Source organism: Salicibibacter halophilus (assembly GCF_006740705.1).
In the GTDB taxonomy this organism is placed as follows: Bacteria; Bacillota; Bacilli; order Bacillales; family Marinococcaceae; genus Salicibibacter; species Salicibibacter halophilus.
Genome location: NZ_CP035485.1, coordinates 240,279 through 265,763 on the forward strand (window position 1 = coordinate 240,279; position 25,485 = coordinate 265,763).

Annotated in this window: 25 protein-coding genes; 18 read left to right on the plus strand and 7 right to left on the minus strand. The window is 47.5% G+C overall.

What is annotated here, in order from left to right; translation table 11 throughout:
- Positions 1-100: 100 nt before the first annotated feature.
- Positions 101-973, minus strand: coding sequence for a YitT family protein (locus EPH95_RS01300; RefSeq protein ID WP_142086654.1), 873 nt, complete (start codon positions 971-973; stop codon positions 101-103).
- Positions 974-1,167: 194 nt separating this feature from the next.
- Between EPH95_RS01300 and EPH95_RS01305 the strand changes: the two genes are divergently transcribed.
- The 15 genes from EPH95_RS01305 to EPH95_RS19750 all read left to right on the plus strand — a co-directional run bounded on the left by EPH95_RS01305 (position 1,168) and on the right by EPH95_RS19750 (position 18,288).
- Complete coding sequence (locus EPH95_RS01305; RefSeq protein ID WP_142086656.1) at positions 1,168-1,518, plus strand: nucleotide pyrophosphohydrolase; 351 nt, start codon at positions 1,168-1,170, stop codon at positions 1,516-1,518.
- On the plus strand, positions 1,511-2,302 hold the full coding sequence (gene dapB, locus EPH95_RS01310) for a 4-hydroxy-tetrahydrodipicolinate reductase (RefSeq protein ID WP_142086658.1): 792 nt from the start codon (positions 1,511-1,513) through the stop codon (positions 2,300-2,302). Before EPH95_RS01305 ends, dapB begins: the two co-directional genes overlap by 8 nt.
- A gap of 4 nt (positions 2,303-2,306) precedes the next feature.
- A complete protein-coding gene (gene mgsA, locus EPH95_RS01315; protein ID WP_142086660.1) occupies positions 2,307-2,720 on the plus strand; it encodes a methylglyoxal synthase in 414 nt (137 codons plus the stop codon).
- A gap of 39 nt (positions 2,721-2,759) precedes the next feature.
- Positions 2,760-3,914, plus strand: a complete 1,155-nt coding sequence (gene bshA, locus EPH95_RS01320) for an N-acetyl-alpha-D-glucosaminyl L-malate synthase BshA (protein WP_142086661.1) — start codon at positions 2,760-2,762, stop codon at positions 3,912-3,914.
- Positions 3,898-5,040 (plus strand): tRNA nucleotidyltransferase/poly(A) polymerase-related protein, encoded by a 1,143-nt coding sequence (locus EPH95_RS01325; protein ID WP_227004000.1) that lies wholly within the window; start codon positions 3,898-3,900, stop codon positions 5,038-5,040. The genes bshA and EPH95_RS01325 overlap by 17 nt, the downstream gene beginning before the upstream one ends.
- A complete protein-coding gene (locus EPH95_RS01330; protein ID WP_142086665.1) occupies positions 5,030-5,992 on the plus strand; it encodes a biotin--[acetyl-CoA-carboxylase] ligase in 963 nt (320 codons plus the stop codon). The genes EPH95_RS01325 and EPH95_RS01330 overlap by 11 nt, the downstream gene beginning before the upstream one ends.
- A gap of 35 nt (positions 5,993-6,027) precedes the next feature.
- Complete coding sequence (gene panC / locus EPH95_RS01335; protein WP_142086667.1) at positions 6,028-6,879, plus strand: pantoate--beta-alanine ligase; 852 nt, start codon at positions 6,028-6,030, stop codon at positions 6,877-6,879.
- A 115-nt stretch (positions 6,880-6,994) separates the two neighbouring features.
- Positions 6,995-9,820 carry an ATP-dependent DNA helicase DinG gene (dinG, locus tag EPH95_RS01340; protein WP_142086669.1) on the plus strand — a complete coding sequence of 942 codons (2,826 nt, stop codon included), beginning with the start codon at positions 6,995-6,997 and terminating at the stop codon, positions 9,818-9,820.
- On the plus strand, positions 9,817-11,112 hold the full coding sequence (locus EPH95_RS01345) for an amidohydrolase (protein ID WP_142086670.1): 1,296 nt from the start codon (positions 9,817-9,819) through the stop codon (positions 11,110-11,112). The genes dinG and EPH95_RS01345 overlap by 4 nt, the downstream gene beginning before the upstream one ends.
- A 215-nt stretch (positions 11,113-11,327) precedes the next feature.
- On the plus strand, positions 11,328-11,819 hold the full coding sequence (locus tag EPH95_RS01350) for a hypothetical protein (protein WP_142086672.1): 492 nt from the start codon (positions 11,328-11,330) through the stop codon (positions 11,817-11,819).
- Between the two features lie 147 nt (positions 11,820-11,966).
- Positions 11,967-13,151, plus strand: a complete 1,185-nt coding sequence (locus tag EPH95_RS01355; RefSeq protein WP_142086674.1) for a pyridoxal phosphate-dependent aminotransferase — start codon at positions 11,967-11,969, stop codon at positions 13,149-13,151.
- Between the two features lie 89 nt (positions 13,152-13,240).
- A complete protein-coding gene (locus EPH95_RS01360; RefSeq protein ID WP_142086676.1) occupies positions 13,241-13,936 on the plus strand; it encodes a DnaD domain-containing protein in 696 nt (231 codons plus the stop codon).
- A 24-nt stretch (positions 13,937-13,960) separates the two neighbouring features.
- Positions 13,961-14,629: an endonuclease III gene (gene nth, locus EPH95_RS01365; protein ID WP_142086678.1), complete on the plus strand. Its 669-nt coding sequence runs from the start codon at positions 13,961-13,963 to the stop codon at positions 14,627-14,629.
- 123 nt (positions 14,630-14,752) lie between these two features.
- The gene (locus EPH95_RS19745) at positions 14,753-16,711 is read left to right on the plus strand and encodes a dynamin family protein (protein ID WP_160141537.1); all 1,959 of its coding nucleotides are present in this window, start codon (positions 14,753-14,755) and stop codon (positions 16,709-16,711) included.
- Positions 16,708-18,288 (plus strand): dynamin family protein, encoded by a 1,581-nt coding sequence (locus EPH95_RS19750; protein ID WP_142086682.1) that lies wholly within the window; start codon positions 16,708-16,710, stop codon positions 18,286-18,288. Before EPH95_RS19745 ends, EPH95_RS19750 begins: the two co-directional genes overlap by 4 nt.
- Before the next feature lie 62 nt (positions 18,289-18,350).
- Here the strand turns inward: EPH95_RS19750 and EPH95_RS01380 are convergent, their stop codons facing one another.
- Together EPH95_RS01380 and recU are read right to left on the minus strand one after the other, a co-directional pair.
- Positions 18,351-20,912, minus strand: a complete 2,562-nt coding sequence (locus tag EPH95_RS01380) for a transglycosylase domain-containing protein (RefSeq protein WP_142086684.1) — start codon at positions 20,910-20,912, stop codon at positions 18,351-18,353.
- 78 nt (positions 20,913-20,990) lie between these two features.
- On the minus strand, positions 20,991-21,575 hold the full coding sequence (gene recU, locus EPH95_RS01385) for a Holliday junction resolvase RecU (protein ID WP_142086686.1): 585 nt from the start codon (positions 21,573-21,575) through the stop codon (positions 20,991-20,993).
- Between the two features lie 150 nt (positions 21,576-21,725).
- On the opposite strand from recU, the gene EPH95_RS01390 reads away from it, so the two are divergent.
- The 3 genes from EPH95_RS01390 to EPH95_RS01400 all read left to right on the plus strand — a co-directional run bounded on the left by EPH95_RS01390 (position 21,726) and on the right by EPH95_RS01400 (position 22,951).
- Positions 21,726-21,965, plus strand: a complete 240-nt coding sequence (locus EPH95_RS01390; protein WP_142086688.1) for a DUF370 domain-containing protein — start codon at positions 21,726-21,728, stop codon at positions 21,963-21,965.
- A 125-nt stretch (positions 21,966-22,090) separates the two neighbouring features.
- The gene (locus EPH95_RS01395; RefSeq protein WP_142086690.1) at positions 22,091-22,573 is read left to right on the plus strand and encodes a MerR family transcriptional regulator; all 483 of its coding nucleotides are present in this window, start codon (positions 22,091-22,093) and stop codon (positions 22,571-22,573) included.
- Between the two features lie 15 nt (positions 22,574-22,588).
- Entirely contained in the window at positions 22,589-22,951 is a 363-nt protein-coding gene (locus tag EPH95_RS01400) for a DUF1798 family protein (RefSeq protein ID WP_142086692.1), read from the plus strand.
- Positions 22,952-23,016: 65 nt separating this feature from the next.
- On the opposite strand, the gene EPH95_RS01405 is transcribed toward EPH95_RS01400, so the two are convergent.
- From EPH95_RS01405 to EPH95_RS01415, 4 genes are all read right to left on the minus strand, one after another.
- Positions 23,017-24,687 (minus strand): ABC1 kinase family protein, encoded by a 1,671-nt coding sequence (locus tag EPH95_RS01405; RefSeq protein ID WP_142086694.1) that lies wholly within the window; start codon positions 24,685-24,687, stop codon positions 23,017-23,019.
- A gap of 152 nt (positions 24,688-24,839) precedes the next feature.
- Positions 24,840-25,025 (minus strand): BRO1 domain-containing protein, encoded by a 186-nt coding sequence (locus EPH95_RS01410; RefSeq protein WP_142086695.1) that lies wholly within the window; start codon positions 25,023-25,025, stop codon positions 24,840-24,842.
- Positions 25,022-25,165 (minus strand): hypothetical protein, encoded by a 144-nt coding sequence (locus tag EPH95_RS18570; RefSeq protein ID WP_160141538.1) that lies wholly within the window; start codon positions 25,163-25,165, stop codon positions 25,022-25,024. Before EPH95_RS18570 ends, EPH95_RS01410 begins: the two co-directional genes overlap by 4 nt.
- 83 nt (positions 25,166-25,248) lie before the next feature.
- Complete coding sequence (locus EPH95_RS01415) at positions 25,249-25,434, minus strand: hypothetical protein (RefSeq protein ID WP_142086697.1); 186 nt, start codon at positions 25,432-25,434, stop codon at positions 25,249-25,251.
- Positions 25,435-25,485 lie beyond the last annotated feature (51 nt).

Genomic DNA, 25,485 nt, shown 5'->3' on the forward strand with positions numbered 1-25,485 from the left:
CCCGGCGCTTTTTACGGTCGGAAGAGATATGGTTAATTGCAAAAGAAACACTTAGGACTTATGCTTTCGCCATCATTGGTGAAAGCATAAGCGTTTCTAATTATTGCAACGGTTTTTGTTCATCATCGAATGTAAATCCTTCTCCGGCAACATCCTGAACGTTGGAGATGGATACGAACGCTAAAGGGTCGACTTTATCAATAATTGTTTTTAACCGATTGATTTCATGGCGGCTGACGACACAATAAAGAATTTCCTTATTCGTGCCGGTAAAAGAACCGCGTCCGCTGAGAAGGGTTGCTCCCCGGTCCATTTCGAGCAAGATTGCATCTGCAATGGCCGCGCTGTTTTCTGATATAATAAAGGCAGCTTTCCCTGAATAGGCACCTTGCTGGATGAAATCGACAACCCTGGACGCAACAAATACGGCAACGAGCGTATACATTGCCTCCCGGTAATTTAAATAGACGAGCGAGGAGGCAATGACGAGAGCGTCAACGATGAATAGCGTTCGGCCAAAGCTTACACCAAAATATTTAAACATAAGTTTGGCGATAATGTCGGCACCGCCGGTCGTGCCTCCATATCGGAAAACAATTCCCAACCCTGCCCCGATAAAAACGCCGGAGAAGAGCGCGGCAAGGGTAAGGTCATCCTGAAGAGGAACATCAACAACCCGGTAGGCTTGAAATAACCAAAGAAAAAAAGAAAGCCCAAATGTTCCGATCAAGGTGTAAATAAAAAGGGCTCGCCCAAGGACGCGATACCCAATAAAAAACATCGGGATATTAAGCACGATGTTGGAAATCGCGGGGTCAATCGTGAAAATAAAAAACAGGATAAGGGTAATACCCGTAAATCCTCCGTCGGCAAGATTGTTTTCCATGTTAAAATAAACGAGTCCGAACGACATGAGCGCGGTCCCGAGCAGCACCAGAGTGATGCGTTTGCCGTGTTGCAGAACGTTTGCCAAGGTTGTTCCTCCTTTGCCTGGGGCAAGCCCATTTTAAAAGTTGTTCAAAAATGCCGGTAAAATAAGCTTTATAGGTTCTGGAGATCCGTAAGATTGCAATTTTTTTCTAACCCTTCCCGGATCTTTTGAACACGCACTATTATAGGCTTTTTTTGTTTAAGGGGCAAATGTTTTAATGGAAGGAGAAGGAAAAGATGAACGATTCGTCGATGAAAGAAATGCAAACGGAAGTGGATGAATACATAGGCCAGTTCAAGGAAGGTTATTTCTCCCCGTTGGCCATGTTAGCACGTATGTCGGAAGAGGTTGGCGAACTGGCACGGGAGGTCAATCATTACTACGGAGAAAAACCGAAAAAGAGCACTGAAGATGAAAGGGAAATGGAAGAAGAACTCGGCGATCTTTTATTCGTTCTCATTTGTTTTGCCAACTCGCTTGATATCGATTTGACGGAGAGTTTTACAAGCGTCATGCATAAATTTAATAATAGGGATCGAAACCGGTGGACATCCATTCAAGAAGGAGAGGAGCTTAATAATGGCTAATCGTGACATTCGCATTATTTTGGCGGGTCCCCGCGGGAAAATGGGCGCGTCGGCCCGGAATTTGATTGCCAATACCGCACATTTTTCACTTGTTGCTTGTTTAGACCATAAACCGGCTACAGAGACACATTTTTCAGAGGGAGAGGTTCCGGTTTATACGGATGCCGCCCATTGCTTTTCCGAGGTGGAAGCGGATGTATTGATTGACCTAACCACCCCGCGAGCGGCAAAAAATCATTTGGAAACCGCGCTCGACCACCATCTCCGCCCGGTCGTTGGAACGACAGGTTTTACGGATGATGAAATTGAGCAGTTAAGGGAAAAAGCGGAAACGAAATCTTTGGGCGCCATGATCGTCCCGAATTTTGCAATTGGCGCTGTTTTAATGATGAAGTTTTCGCAAATGGCTGCCCGTTTTTTCGATGATGTAGAAATTATCGAGCGACATCACGACCGTAAACTTGATGCCCCATCGGGCACAGCTTTAAAAACGGCGAACCTCATTTCCGGCGTTCGTGCTGAAAAGAAACAAGGGCACCCGGATGAAAGTGAAACCCTTGAAGGTGCACGGGGCGGACAGGTCGAAGGAATACCGATTCACAGTGTCCGCTTGCCGGGGCTTGTGGCTCATCAGGAAGTTGTTTTCGGCGGCAGTGGACAAACGTTAATGATCAGGCACGATTCTATCGACCGCGGTTCGTTTATGCCGGGTGTGAAACTGGCAGTGGAAACGGTAATGACTACTAAAACGCTCGTTTACGGGCTCGAGCAGATCATCGAGTGATCTTATGAATATTGCATTGATCGCCCATGACCGCAAAAAAGAGGATCTTGTGAATTTCGCAACTGCCTATCGGCATATATTTGCCGATCATTCCCTTTTTGCAACGGGAACGACCGGAAAACGTATTTCCGAAGCGACGGCTCTTTCCATCACCCGATTTTTATCCGGACCGATGGGAGGGGACCAACAATTAGGCGCGCTTGTCGCGGAAGGGAAGCTTGATTTGGTGCTGTTTTTTCGCGATCCTCTGCAGGCGCAGCCCCACGAACCTGATATTTCCGCGCTTATTCGCCTTTGTGACGTACACGATGTGCCGATAGCGACAAACATGGGGACGGCCGAAGTTCTATTGGCCGGCTTGAAAAACGGCGCATTCGATTTCCGCAAAAAGGAAACATATGGCAGCCGTGAGGAATAACCGAAATGGAAGGAGGGCGGGTTCCCCAGCCGTTTTACTATGAGAACTTTAAAAATCGGGATCACATGTTATCCCACCGTTGGCGGTTCCGGTGTCGTAGCAACCGAACTTGGTAAACGCCTGGCGGAAAAGGGGCACGAGATCCATTTTATAACGTCCAGCTTACCTTTTCGATTGGAACGCGCTTATGCGAACATTTATTTTCATGAAGTAGAAGTGAACCAATATCAGATATTTCGCTATCCCCCGTATGATTTGACATTGGCCAGTAAAATGGCGGAGGTTACCGAAAAGCATGGATTGGATCTTTTGCATGTCCATTATGCCGTTCCTCATGCTGTTTCTGCTGCTCTTGCCAAAGATATGAGCGGCGGGGACGTAAAAGTGATGACGACGCTTCATGGGACGGATATTACCGTGCTTGCCCATGATCCGTCCTTACAGAATATTATCCGTTATGGCATTAACCGCTCGGATAAGGTTACGGCCGTGTCCCGTTTTCTCGTTAACCAAACGAGGGATCAACTGGACATTTCAAGGCATATGGAACCGATTTATAATTTTGTTCCGCCCCGCATTTCCGTGCCTGCCAATCAACATGCATTACGCCGATGGTACGGGATCAAGGACGATGAAGACGTGATCGTACATATGTCTAATTTTCGTCCTGTTAAAAGGGTGGAAGATGTCATTCAGGCCTTTTGCCTCATCCGAAAAGAAAAAGCCAGCAAGCTGCTTCTGATTGGTGATGGCCAGGAACGGCATTCGATTGAAAAACTTGTCGAAGCGAAAGGCCTCTATGACGATGTCTTATTTCTAGGCAATCAGAGCCGAATTTATGAATTGGTATCCCTTGCCGATGTTATGCTTTTGCTTTCGGAAAAGGAAAGTTTCGGACTCACGGCATTGGAAGCAATGGCAGTGGGTGTGCCGGTTATCGGCACAAATATCGGAGGCCTCCCCGAGGTGATCAGTGACGGGGAAACAGGGATTATTTGCCCGGTTTACGATTATCAAGCTGCCGCAAGAGCAGCGCTCTCGGTTCTTAATGATCAAGCGATGCATCGTCGCATGGCTGATGCCGCGAGGGCACGCGCGTTCTCGGCATTTAACAGTGAGACGATCGTCGCTAATTATGAAAACCTTTACGCAGAAATGCTGGAGTTGCATGAACACCATGAACAAAAGCAATGAATGGCAGGTGGGGTTTGCCCTGCTGGCAACCTTAAACAGCTATGGACATGAAGCGTATATAGTCGGAGGGGCTCTTCGCGATTGGGTTTTAAAAGAAGCATTCGTGGACATGGATATTGTCACATCGGCAACGATGCGTGAACTGGGGGGCATATTTCCAAGCGCGGCGATCATTTGCACGGGTATCCCGCTTCTTTCTATGAAGAAGAATGATGTACGCGTCGAAATTAGTGGATTACATTCGCAGTCGCTGATGGAAAATTTAAGAGATAGAGATTTTACCGTTAACGCCATAGCGTTAAATGAAAGGGGAGATTGGGTCGATCCTTTTCATGGGAAGAAGGATATCGAACACCGAGTGCTTCGACTCGTCCACGAGGATTCGATCCGGTTGGATCCTTTGCGCATGCTGCGTGCAGCCCGCCTGATGGCTGAATATCACTTCACGGCGGATTCGGGGCTGACAGAAGCTTGCCATGCACAGCGTGATCGCTTAAATACGGTCGCTTCAGAAAGAATCGGCGAAGAAATGAACCGCTTGTTGCACAGCCGCGATCCCGCTTATGGGGTAGAATGGCTGGGCGAACAAGGAATCCTTTCGAAGTTATGCCCGGATGCTACAAGCGTCCATAAAAACCCCGTGTTTTCGCCTTTGAATAAAGTTGATACGCTTATTGAAAAATGGGTGGTATTTTTCTATCAGCTCGGAGAGAAAAATGTACGTAGCCATTTGCAAAAATGGCGGTTGTCAAAAGCAGTGGCAAAACAAGTGGACCGATTGTTTTTTTATACGGAAAAACGGCTGAGGGTCCCCTGGGACCGGCGAAGCCTTTATGAGGCCGGTGAGAAGACAGCTGGGGATGCGGAAAAAACAGCCCATGCTCTCTCCGGCTCAGTTCCCGGAGGAGAAATGCATGTCAGAAGGCTATTAGCCGAATTGCCGATCCAAAGCCGGCGTGATTTGGCTGTTTCCCCGCTGGAAATCAGCGCCCATATCCATCGCGAACCGGGTCCATGGCTTGGAGATATGTTGCATGCGTTGGAAATGGCCGTGATCGACACTCAAGTGAAAAATGAGCGAGACCCGTTACTTACTTGGGCAAAGGAGCGTTTGTATGAAACATAATCTGTTACAAGTGTTAACGGAAATGAAGGATGCGTATGTTTCCGGGCAGCAATTAAGCGACCGTTTGGGCGTTAGTCGAACTGCAGTATGGAAGCATATGGAGAATTTGCGCGAAGAAGGTTATGTCATTGAAGCCGTTCCCCGTAAAGGCTATCAATTGAAAGAACGTCCGGAAGCATTAAGCCAAGCTGAAATCAAAGCCGGTTTACCGACAAAAAGCATAGGACAGACAACCTTATTTAAACCAAAAGTAACCTCTACCCAGACGCTTGCCAAAGAAGCATACCGGGAAGGGACCGCCCATGGAACGGCGGTCGTTGCCAGTGAACAAACAGGGGGAAAGGGAAGGATGGAACGGCCGTGGCAATCCCCGGAGCAGACAAGCATCAGTGTATCCATTGTTGTCAAACCGGACATTTCGCTCCGAGAAGCACCGCAGTTAACATTAGTGACAGCGGTTGCTGTAGCCGAAACATTGCAACAGACGACTCAACTTCCCGTGCAAATCAAATGGCCAAATGACATTTATATTAATGACCGAAAAGTTTCGGGCATTTTGACGGAAATGCAGGCGGAAGCGGACAAAATGCAAATGATGATCGTCGGGATCGGATTAAATATTAATCAAAAACAAACCCACTTCCACGAAGATCTCCAGGAAAAAGCAACGTCATTATACGCGGAAAGCGGGAAAGAATGGCCACGGGCACAAATCTTGCAAGCCCTGTTTATTTCATTTGAAAAATGGTATGACGCTTGGATTGAAAACGGATTTGCTGACATTCGCGAGGCGTGGGAATCTTATGCGGCCCTTTATACGCAGCCGGTCAAGGCCATGCAGGGCAACCAAACCGTTGTCGGGCATATGTTAGGCATCAACCGTGAAGGCGTCTTGCAATTAAAAGATCAAGACGGAAAGATCCATTTGATTTATAGCGGCGATTTGGAATAACCCCGGAGCGGTTGAAGGCTAGAGGAGGAACGATCATGCTTATTTGCCGAACGAAACAAGAATGGTTGGACGGTCGTGCGCGAATGGAGGGTTACGGCTCCATTGCCCTCGTTCCGACAATGGGGGCGTTGCATCAAGGGCATCTGCAATTGGCGGAGCAAGCAAACGCCGATCATGATCAAGTGGTCATGACGGTTTTCGTTAACCCCTTACAGTTCGGGGAAGGGGAGGATTTTGAACATTATCCGCGACAGGAAGAAAAGGATATTGAAAAAGCTAAGGCAGCAGGAGTCGACGTCCTTTGGCTGCCGGCAGTGGAAGATATTTATGCCCGTGAGCCGGCCGTAACCGTTAAGGTAGGCCAAATGAGCGAACGGCTTTGCGGCCGTCATCGCTCCGGTCATTTTGACGGCATGGCAACCGTAGTGATGAAATTTTTGCAACTGGTTCGGCCGCACGCTGCTTATTTTGGAAAAAAAGACGGCCAGCAGCTCGCGATTTTAACGCGAATGTGTGAGGATTTACACTTGGACGTTGAAGTTGTGGGCGGTGAAACGGTTCGAGAAGAAGATGGCTTGGCGCTTTCCTCGCGGAACGTATTTTTACGCGATGATGAACGAAAGGAAGCACCGCTTTTATATAAAACCCTACAAGAAGGCTATGAAAGGATCCGCCACCAGAACGAAAACCCGCTGAATGTTGAGCATGAGACTTTTGCCAAACTCTCGGAACGTATCACTGCTTCCATCGATTATGTGGAGCTTTGGACATACCCGGGCCTGGAACCGTTGCACGAAAATAATACTGATGAACAGCTTATTCTCGCCGCTGCCGTTCGATATTCGCAGGCGCGTTTTATTGACAATGTTATTTTTAAGCGGCCGTAACCGAATTTGCGAATGGGAAGCATTCGTACAGGAAGTACAGTCGGTATGACGATGATGATCGTTTATGGTAAAATAAACGTTAGATTGAATAGCGAAGATTGATGTGATTAATGCCATGACCATAGATAATTCTAATAAATTTGTCGTGATCGACGTGGAAACAACAGGGAATCGTCCACAGGACGGAGATCGGATGATCGAAATCGGCCTGGCCGTCGTGCGCGCCGATGGCATCACGAATAGGTTCTCTTCTTTTGTCTCCTGTGATCGGGAAATTCCCGCATTTGTGAGTCGGCTTACAGGCATCACAAAGGATGATCTCCTTGACGCTCCGTCATTTTCGGAGTTGGCGCCCGATATTTTAAGCGATTTGGATGGCGCTTGTCTGGTTGCCCATCATATTGATTTTGATTTACAATTTTTGAATAATGAGCTCGCCCGCGCAGGATATGATGCGTTTCAAGGTCCGATGTTGGATACGGTGGAAATGGCGCGCATGCTTTATCCCACCCTTGACGGATACCGGTTAACATCATTAGCGGACCACTTCAGCTTAGCGCACAAGAATCCCCATCGCGCCGGAAGTGATGCCGAAGTTACGGGCGAACTTTTGCTCCTGATGCTGCAAAAACTTCATGCATTGCCGCATGTTACGTTGCAACAGCTGGAAGCCTGCACTACCGATATGTTCAGCGGTTTGCATTTATGCGTGTACGAGGCGATGAAAACAGCGAGAACCCGACATTACAAAAATGACAGCACTTATGATATTTATCAAGCGTTTGCCTTGAAAAAACAAAAAGAGGCTCGAATGGACCCTAAAGCGCCAATCGCATTTAATGCCGAGCATTTTTTCGGGATGGACGGTGCGCTTGCAAGTGTTTCCGCTTCTTTTGAACATCGCGGCGGCCAAGTGGAGATGGCCGATAACGTCCATGCTTGTTTTTCCGCAGGAAAGCACCTTATCGTTGAGGCGGCAACCGGTACCGGGAAAACCCTTGCTTACTTGTATCCTGCCATTTTCAAAAGCAGGGAGAAAAATGCCCCGGTCGTCATTGCGACGGAAACCGTTGCTTTGCAACAACAAATTAAAGATCGGGATGTGCCCTTATTGGAAAAAGGATTGGGGCTGCCGATGGAAGCGACAGTACTAAAGGGGCGCGGCCATTATTTATGCTTGCAAAAATTTGCACTTTTTTTGGAAGAGATCAGAGGGGCAAGACAAGCATCTTACGACGAGCATCTAAGTGCCGCTCAACTTCTGATTTGGCTGACAGAGACGGAAACAGGGGACGTGGAGGAGCTTAATTTGCCTAACGGGGGATATGCCTTGTGGGAGGAATTAAAAAGTGACCAGGAGTCTTGCACACGTTCGAATTGCACTTATTTTTCCCGTTGTTATTATCCGCGGGCAAAGAATAACGCCAGGCAGGCCGACATCATTATTACGAATCATGCCCTTTTGTTCACCGATCATTTTCACGGTACGCGCACTCTCCCAGCCTATGAGTATTTAATCGTAGATGAAGCCCATCATTTGGAAGAAGCTGCCGGCCGTCACTTGGGAGCCAGCATAAGTTACCAACACTTCATGCGTTTGCATAATCAGTTTGGCGTACAAGAACACGCAGGATTATTCGCCAATATTTCCGTGTTCATTGATACCCATCCAACCGCGGTTTCTGCCGATTGGTTGAACGAGCGAAAACAGGAGCTGCATTCATTGCATCATGAATGGAATCAATTGTTTACTGCCTTGCAAACGGCAATTGTACAAAAAGACAAACGCAAATGGAAAAAAAGTGAAGTATATATCCCAGAAGAAGTGGTCGATACCCATGTCTTTGATGTATGGAAGCGGGTGGAGGCAAGCGGAAGGGATGTCATCCGTGCCTGGCGATCCTTCGTCCATGCCGTGAAAAAAGAGGCACTCACACCCCCGGAAGAAACGTTGCTGCAAAAATTAGACACCCTCTGCAACGATTTGGAAGAGGCGCAAACGATACTGGCATCATTGCTAACATCCGAAGAAAAAAATCAAGTGTATTGGGCAGAAAGCGATGCCAATCAACGGCCGGACCGTTTACGGTTGTATCGCAGGCCGATTAATATCAGCGAGCAACTCGCCGAGGATTTTTTCACTAACGCGAAAAGCATTGTTCTCACTTCGGCGACGCTTACTGTGAAGGAGTCTTTTCAATATACGATCGACCAACTCGGATTAACGGACGCGCGACCGGAATGTTTGCAACTTCCTTCTCCTTTTCAGTATGAGAAGCAAGCGCAGTTGCTTGTCCCGGAGGATTTTCCGGAGATCCGTTTGGATGGAGAAGAACGTTTCACGGAAGCAGTGGCTCAATTTCTTCGCGCTCTCACGTTTCGTGTCAATGGCCGGATGCTCGTCCTGTTTACTTCCCATCAAATGGTGAAGGGCGTAGCCAAGCTGATGAAACCGCATATGCAGGATTTGAATTATTCCCTTTTTGCACAAGGAGTGAGTGGGGATAACCGTTCCAAACTTGTGAAGCAGTTCCGCAGCCATGAGCGATCGATGTTGATGGGGACAACGACGTTCTGGGAAGGCATCGATTTGCCGGGGGAAGACGTACGGGCGCTTGTGATCGTGCGATTGCCTTTTGCACCGCCGGATGATCCGGTATACATGGCGAAATCAAAACAAATCGAAGCGAACGGGGGCAGTGCATTTAGCCGGCTTGCTTTGCCGCGGGCGGTCCTCCGTTTTAAACAGGGGTTTGGGCGTTTGATTCGCACCAAAAGGGACCGCGGCCTTGTCTTTGTTTTAGACAAGCGCCTGATTCAGGCCCGTTATGGGAAGGTGTTTTTGCGTTCTTTGCCGACCGTGCCGAGTTTGTTCGCACCTTCGGAAGAACTGCTCGCGCGTGCCGAGGAATTTTATCGCCAGGGGGACGACATCAGATGACACGCCCATACGTAGTAACGAATGTAGCGATCATTGATGCGGTACGGATGATCCCCGAAGGATACATCAAGGTGAAAGACAAACAGATTGTTGCTGTCGGGGAGGGAAACCCGCCTTCTGAAGCCGGCTGGGAGCGATTGGATGGCCGGAAGAAAATCCTTATGCCCGGGCTGGTCAACACCCACGGCCATACACCTATGACATTGCTTAGAGGGATCAGTGATGATTTGCCGCTAGAGCGTTGGTTAAAAGAAAAAATTTGGCCCGCTGAGGCTGCATTGGATGATGAAAGTGCAACTGTCGGAACAGCCCTCGCGATCGTTGAGATGATTCGCTCCGGCACGACTTGTTTTGCCGATATGTACCATCTTAATCGGGAAAACGCGGCGTTGTTGGGAGAGGAATCTGGCATGAAAGCTTCCCTCGCCCGCGGGATGATCGCTTGTGGCACAAAACAAGAGCAACGGGAAAAGCTTAAAACAGCCATTGATTACGCGAAATCATGCCAAACTTCCGCGAGCGGGCGCCTGCGGGGCGCTGTTTTCCCTCATGCCCCTTATACGTGCCCACTTGACTTTTTGCAAGACGCAAAAGCAAAAGCGGATGGAGCATCATTGCCTTTGCACATTCACATTGCCGAAACACGAAAGGAAGTGGATGAGCACGAAGCGAAGCACGGCATGCCGCCTGTCGCCCACCTTTTGGAATCGGGAATTCTGACGGAAGGTTCTCTCGCTGTACATGCCGTCCATATCAACGATTCGGAAATGACAGGCTTGAAACAAAACGGCGTTCACGTCTCCCATAATCCACAAAGCAATCTGAAATTAGGTTCAGGGATCGCGCCGTTGCCCGAACTGTTGCATCACCGTATTCCCGTTTCCCTCGGCACGGACAGTGCCGCTTCGAATAACACATTGGATCTGTTTGATGAAATGCGGCAAGCAGCGATGGTTCATAAGGGCGTGGCAGAAAACGCCAACGCGACAAACGCGCGAACAATTTTGGAAATGGCGACTGTGAACGGCGCAAACACACTGGGCTTTTCCAACACGGGGTTACTGGAAGAGGGTTATGACGCCGATTTTATTCTTATCGACAGCGACCAAGCACACATAGTCCCTCGGATCAATCACGGCACATTGGTTTATTCCGCTTCAGGGCGGGATGTAACGGACGTTTTCGTCGAAGGGCGGCCGCTTATGCGTGATCGCAAGCTTCTTACCATGGATGAGGAAAAAATTCGCCATGATGCTATGGAAACGTCAGCGTTGCTTGCTGCCTCCCGTTAAATTGGAGGAGAAATAAAAAGAAAGGCTGTTTTGGAACAGCCTTTCGTGTGCGGGCGTATTTTTTGTTTCTCCCAATAGAGAGCAGTCTTAGTATGTTCAACAGAAGGACGGTTATTACTAAGAAAATGTCGGCAAAGGAGCAAGTCCGTGCCTCGTTTGGTTAAGTTGGATGCATCGGGATAGGTGCGCAAAGATCGAGCAAAAGGAGGCGTGTGATGCGGAGTTGGGTTATTTTAGGAGCTGTTATCCTGGTTCTTTTACTGGGGCTGGGTGTATTTGGGTTTTATCAAAGCATTGAGACTCCGAAAGAAGAACAAAAGGAAGCAGTTGCATCCTTTGTATTGGAGGATGAAGACGCGGGAACTTTTGATGATTTTCATTTATTCTTCGGGATGGAAACGATTTATGTAGCCACGGTAACAGAAACAGACGGCGAGCAATATTACTGGTTTTATGATGACGAATATGAACAACTCGGACGCGCGCCCCTCGACGATGTAACGGATGAAGAGACGGTAATCGATGAAGCTCGTAACGAACTTGGAGAGATCGATGTTCGAGATATCCGGATTGGTTACGAAGAAGAGGAAATCGTCTATGAACTCGTCTATACGGGTGCAGACGGCAGCCTTTATTATGACTATTATACAGCGGAAGAAGGAGAATCATTCAAACGATACCGCCTGCCCGGAAACGATGAAGCCTGAAAGGCATACAGCAGTCCCAACGCCCTTTTTCGGGTGTTGCAGTTCAACTTGTCATTTCGTACACTTTAAACAAAGAAGCCGGGCTAGGTCCATCTCATAGCGAAAATGCCGGCATTAGCGCAACTGAGCTTTTAAAGGAGGAACAACATGAAACTGTCAAAACGAGTGCAAACAATCACTCCATCATCAACATTGGCCATCACTGCAAAAGCGAAAGCATTGAAAGCGGCGGGGCATGATGTCATCGGATTGGGCGCGGGAGAGCCTGACTTTAACACCCCTGAACACATCATTGAAGCAGCCACCCTTTCCATGCAAGAAGGAGAGACAAAATATACGCCGTCCGGGGGGTTGCCTACCCTGAAAGAAGCAATTATGGATAAATTTAAAAGAGACCAGGGCCTCACCTACATACAAGAGGAAATCATGGTATCTTCAGGAGCCAAGCACGCGTTGTATACCATTTTTCAGACGCTGTTGGACGAGGGGGATGAAGTGATTGTCCCCGCTCCCTTTTGGGTGAGCTATCCCGAACAAATTAAACTTGCCGGCGGAACACCTGTCATTTTGCAGACAAAAGAAGAGAATGACTTCAAGATGACAAGAGAAGCATTAACGAACGCGATAACCCCGCGAACGAAGGCTTTGATTGTCAATTCTCCGAGCAACCCGACCGGAGGAATGTATACAAGGGATGAACTGCAAGCCATCGGCGAAGTGGCGGCTGAGCATGATATCCTCATCGTTTCGGATGAAATTTACGAAAAACTGATCTATGGGGATGCAAAACATTATTCCATCGCCACGCTTTCGGAAGATTTAAAAGCGCGTACGATTATCGTAAACGGTGTATCAAAGTCGTATTCCATGACAGGATGGCGGATTGGCTACGCTGCGGGGGATAAGGAAATCATTCAGGCAATGAGCAACTTGGCGAGTCATTCCACGTCAAATCCGACAACACCGGCCCAATATGGCGCAATTGCCGCTTATAACGCGGAGCAAGCCCCCGTTGAAGAGATGAGGCAAGCGTTTGAAGATCGGCTAAACCGGGCATATGAACAACTCATCCAACTCCCGGGTGTCAGTTGCATGAAACCGAAAGGCGCATTTTATTTATTCCCGAATGTAAAAGAAGCATCGGAAGCCGGCGGCTTCGCCTCTGTAGACGATTGGGCAGCCGCTCTTCTGGAGCAAGAGCAAGTGGCTATTGTTCCCGGAGCAGGATTTGGCGCTCCTGACAATGTGCGTTTATCCTATGCGACCTCCCTTTCGTTAATCACGGATGCTTTAGAGCGGATCGAACGATTTATCAATCGCACAACGTCCTAAAAATGGTCTCCGGGCGAGGCGGCATAACGTGTGCAAACATGCCGTCTTTTTGGCAAGTAAGAAAGTAACCAAACGGAAGGAGAATACGCATGGAACGAGACGTTATGATCAAGCTTTTGGAACAAGGTCATGTATCGATTCCAGCCGTATTTCTTGATTATTACGATGCGCTTGGCATAGATGAGAAAGATATGATGTTGCTGTTGCACATCCACCGTTTTATCCAGCAAGGCCATACATTCCCAACGCCGGAACAATTGGCACAAAAAATGACATTAACCGTCAACACTTGTCAAGAAGCAATCGGAAGGTTGTTAAAACGTGGAGTTCTTCGCCTCGAACAAAAAGAAGATGATAACGGTTTGATGTATGAAAAGTATAGTTTAGGCCCTTTTTACGACAAAGTTTTTGCTTATCTAGAAGCAGAACAAGCGCCGGAAAAGAATAAAAGCGATTTAGATGCCGGGGAACTGTACCGGTTGTTCGAAAATGAATTTGGCCGCCCGCTTTCGCCTATGGAAGGGGAGACGCTGGCCATGTGGGTGGACCAGGACCACTACACGTATCCATTAATGCGGGCAGCATTGCGTGAAGCTGTAATATCAGGCAAATTAAATTTGCGTTATATTGACCGCATCCTTTTCGAATGGCAAAAAAATGGCATCAAAACCCCGGAAGAAGCAGATGCTTTCAGTGAAAAATTCCGGCAAAAGCAAAGAGGCAAAGGAACGGCTGAACAACCGGCCCAACCGTATCCAAACTACAATTGGCTGGAAGCTGATTAGGCGGCGAAATGAGGCTTGAAAAGCATGTTGTCGAAAAGAAACACCGTGTACGCCATTGAAACGATGGAAGAGATGTTTCCGGAAGCCAAATGTGAGCTTTGGCACCGGAACGCTTTTGAATTGCTCGTGGCTGTCATCTTGTCTGCCCAATGTACCGATGCCCTCGTCAACAAAGTGACGCCGGGTTTATTTGAAAAATACAAAGGACCCGAAGATATTGGCGCCAGTTCCCAAGAAAAGCTGGAAGAAGCGATTCGCTCGATCGGGCTTTACAGAAACAAAGCAAAGAACTTGAAAAAAATGAGCCACTCCCTTCTAACGCAACACAATGGCAAAGTGCCCGCGGACCGTGATTCATTAATGGAACTCGCGGGCGTCGGGCGCAAAACCGCGAATGTAGTGGCATCGGTGGCTTTTGATCTTCCTGCAATCGCTGTGGATACACACGTGGAACGAGTATCGAAACGACTTGGCATTTCCCGGTGGAAAGACAGTGTCCTGCAAGTAGAAAAAACACTTATGGAAAAACTTCCGGAAGAAAAATGGTCGAAAAGCCATCATTTGCTCATTTTTTTTGGCCGCTATCATTGCAAAGCACGTAATCCATCTTGCCCGGATTGCCCATTGCTTTCCATATGCCGGGAAGGGCAAAAACGAATGAAAGCTGTTAACCCCGGTGGTAAGCTCCCGTAAAACTTCCGCTTCAACCCCGTAAGCAGAAGTTAACGGGCGACTAACACCCCGATTGGTTCAACTAACCATCAGAGGGAAAACCCACCCTCTGATGGAAGTTTCACTTTACGAGGAGGAAAAGGCGTGACGACGGAAACCCTCAGCCCTTTGGAAGAACGAAAACGAACATTGCCCTTCGGTGAACCGGAAAAAGCAAGGTTGGAAAAACTTGATGGGAAGCTCAGTTACGATGCCCCGTTTTCCGTTGCCGTTTGCGGGCATTTTTCCGCGGGAAAATCAACGCTGTTAAACCATCTGCTGGGGGCGGATCTTTTGCCATCCAGCCCGATTCCGACGACAGCAAACATTATGACCATCGCTGCCGGCGATCCATGTCTTACGGCGATTACAAATGATGGGGAGAGGCATGTCTTTGCCGGTCACATCCCCTGGGAGAAATTGCAATCCTTCGCGCTCGACGGTACGAGCATCCGGGAGGTTCAGCTTTCGCTTCCGCTCCCTTTTTTGCCCGCGGGCGTGACGCTGGCTGACACCCCCGGGGTAGATTCAACCGATGACAGTCATGAAAACTACACGGGGACCGAATTGTTAACGACAGATGCCATCATTTATATTACGGATTATAATCATGTACGTTCGGAAACGAACCTTCGTTTTTTACGGCAAATGCAACGGGAAAACAAACCGATCATTCTAGTCGTCAATCAAATTGACAAGCATGACGAAAACGAATTGCCTTTTTCTATTTTTTCACATGGCTTGCGGGATATGTTGCAGCGTTTCGGTATCGATCCCATCGCTCTTTATTTTACATCCTGCCATGAGCTCGATCATCCTGAAAATGAACTGGCCAACTGGATCGAAGACGTTCGTTCGCTTCTTTTTCATGCGGAATCGCTCAAAGAACGCTCCCAAACCCGGATGATGCGGAGTGCCGTTTCCGCGCTATTGGAACGTTTATACCAGGACCGCGCCCGGGGCGAACAAGCAATTGAAGATTCTTTGCAGGCAAACGGATTTTCTGTCGGGGATCATCAATCGCTCGTGCAAATCCGCGAAAGGTTAAAGCAGTTGGATGAAGAAACCCGGGATGCGCAAGCGGATATGCGGCATCGGCTTGATGAATTTTTCAAGCAAACCTATTTATTTCCCCACGACTTGATGGAATCGGCAAAAACATGGATCGAATCATTAGACCCTTCATTTAAGGTTGGAATGTTCGGATCGAAAAAGAAAAAGGCTGCCGAGCAAGAAAAGCGGGAAGAAGCGCTGAGCACTGAATTGAAACGACGCTGGGATACGGAAGTGCTTCTGTACTTAAGCGAGTTTTTTAAGAAACAATCGCTTTCTTCCTCCACTGCCCGCCATGTGCAAGCAGCTGTTCAAGAGATCCCGTTCCGTGCCGAGGAAGCCGGCTGGCTGCGCTCATTTGTTGCCGATGGGGTAAAAAACGAGCAATACGTTTATACGCTGGCTTCCCGTTTGAATCACGCGTTGCTAAAAGAAGTCAAGGATACGGTCTGGCCTTTATATAGGGAAATCATTGCTGACTTTGAAAAACAAACAGAAGATGAACGTTTCCGTCTTTCCGAAAAAGCAGAGAAGCTTCAGGAAATAGAAACGTTGGAAGCAGAAAATGAAGAACGTTTGAAAACCGTTGATCATGCAATCACGCGTGTAAAAGCATCGCTTGAAGAGGTAGAAGGCGATGAACGTTTGGAAGAAGACCTAGAAGCACTATTGCAACGCTCACCAGATCTGGACGGCTTACAAGCCGACGTGGAGGTCAGTGAACGAAGCCAGCCGCTGCCCGAGGAAACGCGTACGTTCCCTAGCGTGGAATATTCGCAAAAAGCAGACCAACTACCGCTCGGCGATTGGCAAGGGCTAAGAGAGACAGTGGAAAAATATATGGGCCAGCCGTACGCGGAAGACGAGCGAAAGCATTTGCATTCAACCCTAAAAAAAGCGGAACAACGCGATTATATGTTTGTAATGGCGGGCGCTTTTAGCGCTGGTAAATCAACGTTTTTAAATGCCCTTGTTCAGGAAGAGATTATGCCGGTATCCCCCACCCGATGACAGCGTCGCTAACCGTGGTTCGCCATCCGGATGAGAAGCATTCACATGGCAATGTATCCGTCCAAATAAAATCTGAAGCCGTGTTGAATGAGGAAATTCAGGCAGTTGCCTATGAATCCGGCTATACGTTTAACTTAGCGCGGCTGAAAAAAGCCGAGGGTCTTTCCATTGCAAAAACAAATACGTTGGCGGAAAAACAACGGCTTGAGTATTTGCGTGCATTGCAATTAGCCGTGAAAAAAGAACAATATGACTACGGAAAAACCTATGACATGAACCTTCACGATTGGCAAGAAATTGCCGCGAAAGAAGACCACGCGTGTTTGATTGAAGAATCAACGGTGTATTTTAGCTCGGACATTACAGCAAAAGGATGGTCATTCGTGGATACTCCCGGCGTTCAATCGGTCAACGAGCGTCATACGAGAATGGCGATTGAAAAAATAAAGAAAGCCGATCGGTTTATGTACGTCACGTATTATCATCATGCCTTTTCCCGGGCGGATCAATCGTTTATTGAACGAATGAAAGAGATTCAAGCGCCGCATTACATGGTGATCAACGCGGCAGATCTGGCCAAAGATAAGCACGAAAAGCAATACGTCATCAATTTCGTGGACGATCAACTTAAACAAAATGGCTGTGACGACAGCGTTACGGTATCCCTTTCGAGTAAAAAGTCCCTCGCTCCGGACGGCGACCAACAGTTTTCCAATTTTATGCATTATTTGGAAACAGAAGAAGCTGCTCGTTTGCAGGTAACCTCTCATCGGCAAATGAACAAACGATTGCAAACGTTAATCAATGCTCTTCATACGGTTGCAACGATTGGAAAGCAGCCATTAGCAGAACGAAAGAAGTTGGCCGAACAGGAAAAACGCTCCTACATGGAAAAAGAGCATGCAGACCTGAAACACCTCGAAACAGATGACGGGGAAATTAAGGTTTGGGAAGGGCATGCAACGAGACGAATGTTGTTGGCCTTTGCGGATCGTTTTTCCAAGGAAATTCATGTGGCTTCCGTAAACGGCAAAGATAAACATGCACGGGAAAAACAGATAAATCAGGCGCTGGAAAAGTTTCTGCAAGCATGTGAAGAAGAGTGGCAAAAAGAACTGCAGGCGGTGGCCGACCAAATACGTGCGTCGTTAACAGCACAAATGGTGCAGATTTTTGGGGAAGGACGTTCACTCGAAGACATGAATGTTCACTTGGGAACAGAGGTTGACTTTCATATGCCGCCCGAATCACTGCAAACGATGGCAAAAAAGCGTAAGCTGAAAAAGTCCTTTTTTTACGATGGCGAGTTTGACGCTTTGAAAACAGATGTATTTGCTTTATTGGAGGAACACGTTCGCGAGCGCATTCAAGTTGCAGCTGAATCGTTAATGAAAGACAAAAACGGCCAGTTGGATAAAATCAAAGAATATGCGCGAAAAAAGAGGAAAGTAGAAGAGGAGAAACACAGGAAAAGGTTGCAATTTCTTACGTCTGAGCACCCGGATTTGACCCCGGTTGATGCAGAACTTAACATGCTCAGGGAAAATGCGGACATTGCCGGATTGCACGTTGAATAAAGAAGCGGGGCATCACAAGAGAATGTGATGCCCCGCATTTTTACGTTAACAGATGTGAAACTTCAGGAGTTATCCTCATCTTCATCGTCCTCGTCATCCTCCTCGTCAGACTCTTCGTCCTCATCGTCGTTCTCGTCTTCGCTATCTTCATCAGACTCATTATCATCTTCTTCGTCTTCATCCTCTTGATCGCCATCATCATCTTCATCCTCGGAACGCCCTTCTTCGTCTTCATTCGCATCGTCATCCTCATCCTCGACGCCATCCGGCACTTCCACGCTCGTTTCCGCGGAATCGATGTTGCTTCCATTTTGCATTGCTTCCACCTCAAAGGTGTGCTCACCGGGTTCGGGCCCGGAAAGAATGTATTGTTGATCACTACTGTCAGCAACCTCATTCATGCCGTCTCCGGGATCGTGGCTGACGGAGAACGTGACATCGTCCGCTTCTTCTTCGGGGAAGTCCCAATTAACGATAATTTCCCCATCCTCTTCTTCATAGGTGGCATCAAGTCCCGAAATCGAGCCATCCACCTCATAGGCGTCAGAGGTTTGCTGCGGTTCGTTTCCGCACACAAAAAGTTCGGTGGTAATTTCGCTGTCAGGGGTGTGTTCACTCGGCAATAGCCCGCTGCCGTCCTCCATTTCCGTTTCACAGACAGAATTGGGCTGTGTAAAATCCCCTGTTTCTTCCCCTTCATGGACATGCTCCATAATATGGCGGAAAATATCCTGGGCAATGGACCGTTCTTCTCCGATTAAATAGCCACTTTGACGCGGGTTATGTCCGGTCCATACCGCTGCGGAATAATCGGTTGTGTACCCGTTGAACCAAACGTCGGGTACGCCGCCTTCAGGGACGCCCATTTCTTGTCTTTCGGGTCCGTCGAAATTGGACGTCCCCGTTTTACCGGCCAGGGGCAAGCCTTCCACATTGGCTCGTTGGCCGGTGCCGGAAGCATCTGTGACGACATCTTTAAGCATATCCGAAATCATATAGGCGGTATAATCGTTCATCGCCCGCTCGGATTCAAGAGAAGATTCAATCTCACGGCCATCCCGAAATTCAATTTTACGGATACTGTGGGGTTCATTGTAGACTCCTTCATTGCCGAAGGCTGCATAGGCAGCGGCCATATCCAGACTGGAAATCCCTTCATCAGTACCGCCCAATGCATAGGATTCATGGATGGGATCTTCGTCAAATTCCAGGCCAAGGCCTTCCGCAAATGCTTGAGCGTTTTCCGGCCCGACTTCTTGTAATGCTTTCACGGCCGGAATGTTTAAGGAACGCACAAGCGCTTCACGCATCGAGACATTTCCGCTGTAATTGCCACTGTAATTAGTAAGGGAGCCGCCATTGGAGTATTCATGGGGTTCATCGACAAGTTGCTCGCCCGTAGACCATTGCTGGGAGTCGATGACCGGCCCGTAGTCAAGCACCGGTTTAATGGTAGAGCCTGGCTGGCCGCTGCCTGTGTCGGCATGATTCCAGCCTCTTTGCGCTTCGGCTTCTTCCCGATTGCCTACCATGGCACGTACGGCCCCGGTTTGTGTATCAAGAAGGGAAAAGCCGACTTGAAAGTCTTCATTATCCGGGTATTGCCCAATATACGCATCGGATTGGATCACATCTTCTGCATGTTGCTGGGCATCCGGGTCCAAAGTTGTGTAAATGTCAAAGCCGGCTGCATACAAATCCTCCCCATCAATTCCTTCGATGCTTTCTGCTTCTTCCATCACATGGTTAATAAACGATTGATGAGCGATATTTTCTTCGGCAGGAGTAAAATCAAGCTGGTCTTCCACATCGACAGCTCTTGCTTCGGAAGCCTCCTCGCTTGTAATCAGCTCTTGTTCTTCCATCAGGGAAATGACTAAATCACGCCGTTCTTCGGCGGCTTTCGGATTACTGTTCGGATTGTAATAAGAGGGCCGCCGCGGAATGGCCGCCAATACGGCTGCATCGGCAATGGTCAGCTCGCTTAGATCTTCTTTGTTGAAGTAACGAATGGCAGCCTCGCCAACCCCCCAGGCACTTTCATCAAAATAATTAATGTTTAAGTACATTTCCAAGATCTCATCTTTGGAATATTGTTGTTCCATGCTTAGGGCAAGCCATTGTTCCTGCACTTTTCTTTCAACCGTCTGATCCGCGGACAAAAAAGCTTGTTTAACAAGCTGCTGCGTGATGGTACTCGCGCCCTCGGCACCGAATCCTCCCGTGATATTCGCGGCAATGGCACCGCCGATTCGGCGGACGTCAATGCCCATATGATCGTAGAAGCGATAGTCTTCCACAGCGATAAAGGCATCTTTCAAGTGCTCGGGCATTTCCGAAACTTCTCGGTATGTACGATTTTCCGTCCCTTGTAAGCGCAAAACCTCATTGTCATCTTTATCATAAATGGTCGCGCCTTCCGCGAACACAAGCTCATCGGTATCGAGCGGAGGGGCGTTTGAAATCATCGCTACCGCCGTCGCTGTTCCGCCGATGATGACAACAAGCATAACAATAAGCGCGCTTACGACAACTTTCTTGAAAGCGCCACTTTTCTTTTCTTTCTTGTTACGCGCCGATTCCTGGGCGCGCCGTTTTTCCGTTCTTGTTCGGTGTTCGGACATGGAATACGGTCCCCTCATTTCTCTAAAGCCATTAAACCTAATGCATTTGTCGATATGTGCGCTTTACCAGTTACGCCTTTATTGAAAAAATAACCGATCTACGGCAGGCAAAAAATCAATTGTCGGAATGAAGCCGCTGGATACAGCTATGCTATTTTTGGCAATGACTTGTTTTTGCAATGACTTGCGTGTGCTTGTCTCTTTTAATTGGATAAAAACAGAAGCTTTCATCACAAAAATTTCATCCGTTTCCGCGAAACGGAGGATCAGAAAAGCAAGGCCTTGCTCCTCATCTACATCCGTTAAGTGTTGAAGTTGGTGTTCATGGAAATTTTTAAAAGGAAACGATTGTTTTTGTCTCGTTTCCTTCGCTTCAAAGTCAAGATAAAATCCGCGATAAACGCCATTATAGTCGGTAGTTGAAGCTTGCCGAAAGTAAGCTTCCGTAATTTTCGCCCGGCTTCTTGCCGGATAATCAACATTAACGATTTGGACAGGCGTCGGCTTTTTGTGAATGACAGCCATTTTTTCCCGCCGGTAGTAGGCAATCGATTCGTTAATGTCATCTTCCAAACGCATGCCTCGATTTCCATTGTTTACTGAAGGGGAGGAGGTTCTTTTTTTGGACGTATATAATTTTCCGTTGGGGTATCGAAAACGCAACCGAACTCCCCATCCTTTCCGCAAAAATGTATGGTTTCCAGTCAACATTAAATAATATCATAAATAAAAGAATTATAGAACCACCTTTCGCCCTGTCCATTGAAATGTTAAACTTTTATTGGCAGTAATTTTACAGAAAAGAGGCAGATTATGACGCAGAAGCCTTTAAATATTGGTTTTGGCAACATTGTGCCTTCGGGTCGTATCGTTTCCATTGTGCAAGCGGATTCTGCCCCGACCAAAAGAATGATTCAAGAGGCTCGGGAACGGCAAATGCTCGTCGATGCAACAAACGGGCGCAAGACAAGAAGCATTATCTTGGTCGACAGCGAACATTTAATCTTGTCGGCGATCCACCCGGAAACTGTCGCACAAAGACTGGATGCTTAAGGCGAGGATATGAAGCAAAATAACAGAACCTTTGCCGAATAAGCACCTCTTTTGTCAGGCTTGCAGGTTTCTTTTAAAGAAAAGCGAAACCATGAAACACAAGCGTGAAAAGGAGGGCGTTTAGGATGGCAACATTGGTGAAGACGAAAACCGTGGCTGAAGTATTGCGAGTCGCTCCGAAAACGGTTCAAACGTGGGTGAGGAAGTATCAAATTCCGGTGCAAACGAATGACCGCGGCCATTATTTATATGACCACAAAGCCATTGATCGTTTGCAAAGCGTAAAATCCACCCAAATGCCTGAGGAAAATGAAGGATTCGTCGAGCGGGAGACAAAGCCGCCCTACGGAGAAGCCGAGAAACGAATGGATGACATTTTGCGCAGGTTGGACCACTTGGAACAAATGATTGAACAAAAAGCCGATGAAGTAGTCAGTTTCCAGCTCCTTAAGCATCGGCAAGAATTGGACGAAGTTCAAAGTTCGCTTGCCGTAATGGATGACAATCTAAAACATTTGCAAAACGATAAGGTAGAATCGCAACGAAAGCTCGAAGGTCCGAAGAAAGAGCGTGGAAAATTGGCGAATATGTTTTTATTCTCAAGTTAGTTAGAAGGATGGGTCATGGAAACAGAAATTATTGCCTTGAGCAAGCATTTATCGGAAAAGATGGAAGAGGCAAACCGTTATCGAAAAGCGGTCGACTTAGGCCGGAGTTTTTCGTTTCAAGAGGAAATCGTCCCCTTCGTGGACGATGTGCAGGCCAGGGCCGAGGAATGGCGTTCGAGCGTGCAAACGCTTCTTTCCACACGTGCGATCGGGGTGCTGCACCCTGACCAGGTGGAGCATACGTATGAAAATATGTATGTGATGGCAACGGACTCTTTTCAATCGCATATGCAAGAACAACGCTATCAAGAACGGTTGCAAGCGGTGGCATACATTTTGAATTTGGTCCTCGAAGAATTAGAACCAAAAGAACGATAGCAGGATTCCGGGGGAATTCCGCTATCGTTTTTAAGTGCAACTAAGGCTTTCTAATCCAAATACGCTTAAAATCTGCCGGAACGAAAAATGGAGAAGATGATGAGGCAGAACATGAAAAACGAAATGATAAAGCTGATTTCGATGACGGGGAGCTGCACCAGAAAGGAAGAGGAATCGCCAAACGTTGATCCAACAATTAATCCGACCATAATGATGGAAAACGCAAGCAAGGTTAAACTAAATGAAATTCGGTTGCTGATACGGTCCAGTTTATTCAGAAAGATGTTGAGTTTCGGTACCCGTATCCCGATAGACAGCTCATCATCATTGACCTTATTCAACGCCGTTTTTAATGAGTGGGGCAGTACGAGCAAGGTGTCCCGCTGCTGCTTTGCCTCTTTGAGCCAGTATTTTGACCATGTTTTCGGGTTGATGCGTTCCCGGGCAAGCAACTTCCCGTAAGGCTCCGCGATTTCCACAATGCTTAATTCCGGGTCAAGATCGGAAATAATGCTTTCGATGGTGATTACCGCTTTTGCCAGCAATGTGTATTCTTTGTAAATACGAATTTGAAAGCGTTGTGAAGCGGCAAAAATATCGTTGATGGCTTCCCCGATGCGAACTTCCTCAAACGGACGTTGGTAATATTTGTCCAATAAATGTTCCACTTCATCCGCAAATTCTTCGGAATCCACATCCTCGGGAACATCAGCCAAGTTGTAGACCATGCGTGCAACTTCCTCAGGGTCGCCTTTTGTCATAGCAATCACATAATTAATGAAATCATTCCGCATCGAACGGTTTAGTCGGCCGACTTGTCCGAAATCAAGTAAGCATGCCTGATCTTCGGCGGTAAGCAGTAAATTTCCGGGATGGGGATCGCTATGGAAAAAACCGTCCATAAGCACTTGGTGCAAGAAGGCATCTGCGAGTTCGCGTGCCAATTTGGGGTGGTTTCCGCCTTGCTCATCCCTCCAATGTTTATACTTTACGCCGTCTATAAATGACATAGTGATCATTTTCCCGGTGGAATAGAGCGGATACACGTTCGGGATGCTGACGCGATCGAATTTACGCATATTCACATACATTTTTTCGGTATTGCGAAGTTCTAGCGTATAATCCACTTCATTTCGAATGGCCTCCGCGAATTCGTCGGCAACGTCTTCCAGCCGATAATGTCGCGCCCAATAAAATCGCTGGGACAAAAGGCGGGTAAGATCATGCAAAATATCCAAGTCTTTTTCGATGGTTGCTTTAATATTGGGGCGGGACACTTTCACGGCAACGGTGGTGCCGTCGGGAAGTTGAGCCTTATGTACTTGGCCGATGGAAGCAGCCGCGAGCGGTTCTTCGGAAAATGAAGCAAATGCTTCATGAATAGGCGCTTGCAACTCTTGTTCAACAATCTTTTTCACTTCTGAATACTCAAAAGAGGGCACATCATCCTGAAGTTTCTGCATTTCATCAACAATATAATAGGGAAATAAATCCTGGCGTGTGCTGATCATTTGGCCTAATTTAATAAATGTCGGACCAAGCTCCTCCATCACATTACGAATGCGCTCCCCAATTAATCGGTAATTGGGGTCTTTGGGGTTGGTGGATAGGCGCTTCGGCAACGATAAGACATGGAAAAGGCCGACTTCCTGTAAAATATAACCGAAGCCGTGTCTCGCCAATACGGTGACAATCCTGCGGTAACGATTGGCGTGTTTTAAACCGGTAGAGAGCAATGGACATCTTCCTTTTTTATATGCTCTTAAAGAGGTTGTTCAAAAAGTCCGGAAAGATAAGGGCTTTTGAACATGCATGCAACGTATAAAGAATGACGACCAATGTGTGATCGCCAAGGTTCATAAACAACTGTTGCTATGTCCAGAAACGACTAGGACTGGTTCGCGTCATCATCCGAATCGCGCTGTTTAAGCATGTCTTCCAAACGTTGAATCTTCGTTTCCAACTGCTCAACATCATCGCGAGTGGCAACGCCCATATCTCCGAACATCCCTTTGACACGGTCTTTGGAAGCTTGCGACCACTCTTCCTCTTTTGTTTCCCCTTTGTGAATCAATTCTTCGGCAAACTCTTCCGCTTCACGGGGGTGATGCGTCCTTTTGAGACGAGGTCATCCAAATATGTTTGCACTTTTTCCTTGCCCGCTACAGCAGCGCCTAAACCTAGAAAAAAACCATTTTTTAGCCATTCGTTCATGATCAATCGCTCCTAACTTTATTTTGTTTCTTTTCCCGGAGCAGCGTCAGATTAAACAACGCAAGAAAGGCTTGCTTTATGTTTCAGTCATTATCTTTAAACATCGAGACGATGAAATAAACAATCGTTACCGAGGCCAGGACGTAGATGCTGTTAACAAGGAACGGTTCAGCATCATGAGGGGTAGTCGCTACATTCCCATGGGCAATGTTTGTTGGAACAACGGCGAGCACCATGGCCATAAGCCCGATGATGAATTTTGTTTTCATGGTAGATCCTCCTTCTATGGCTATGCAATCACATTCATTATAGAAGTTTGT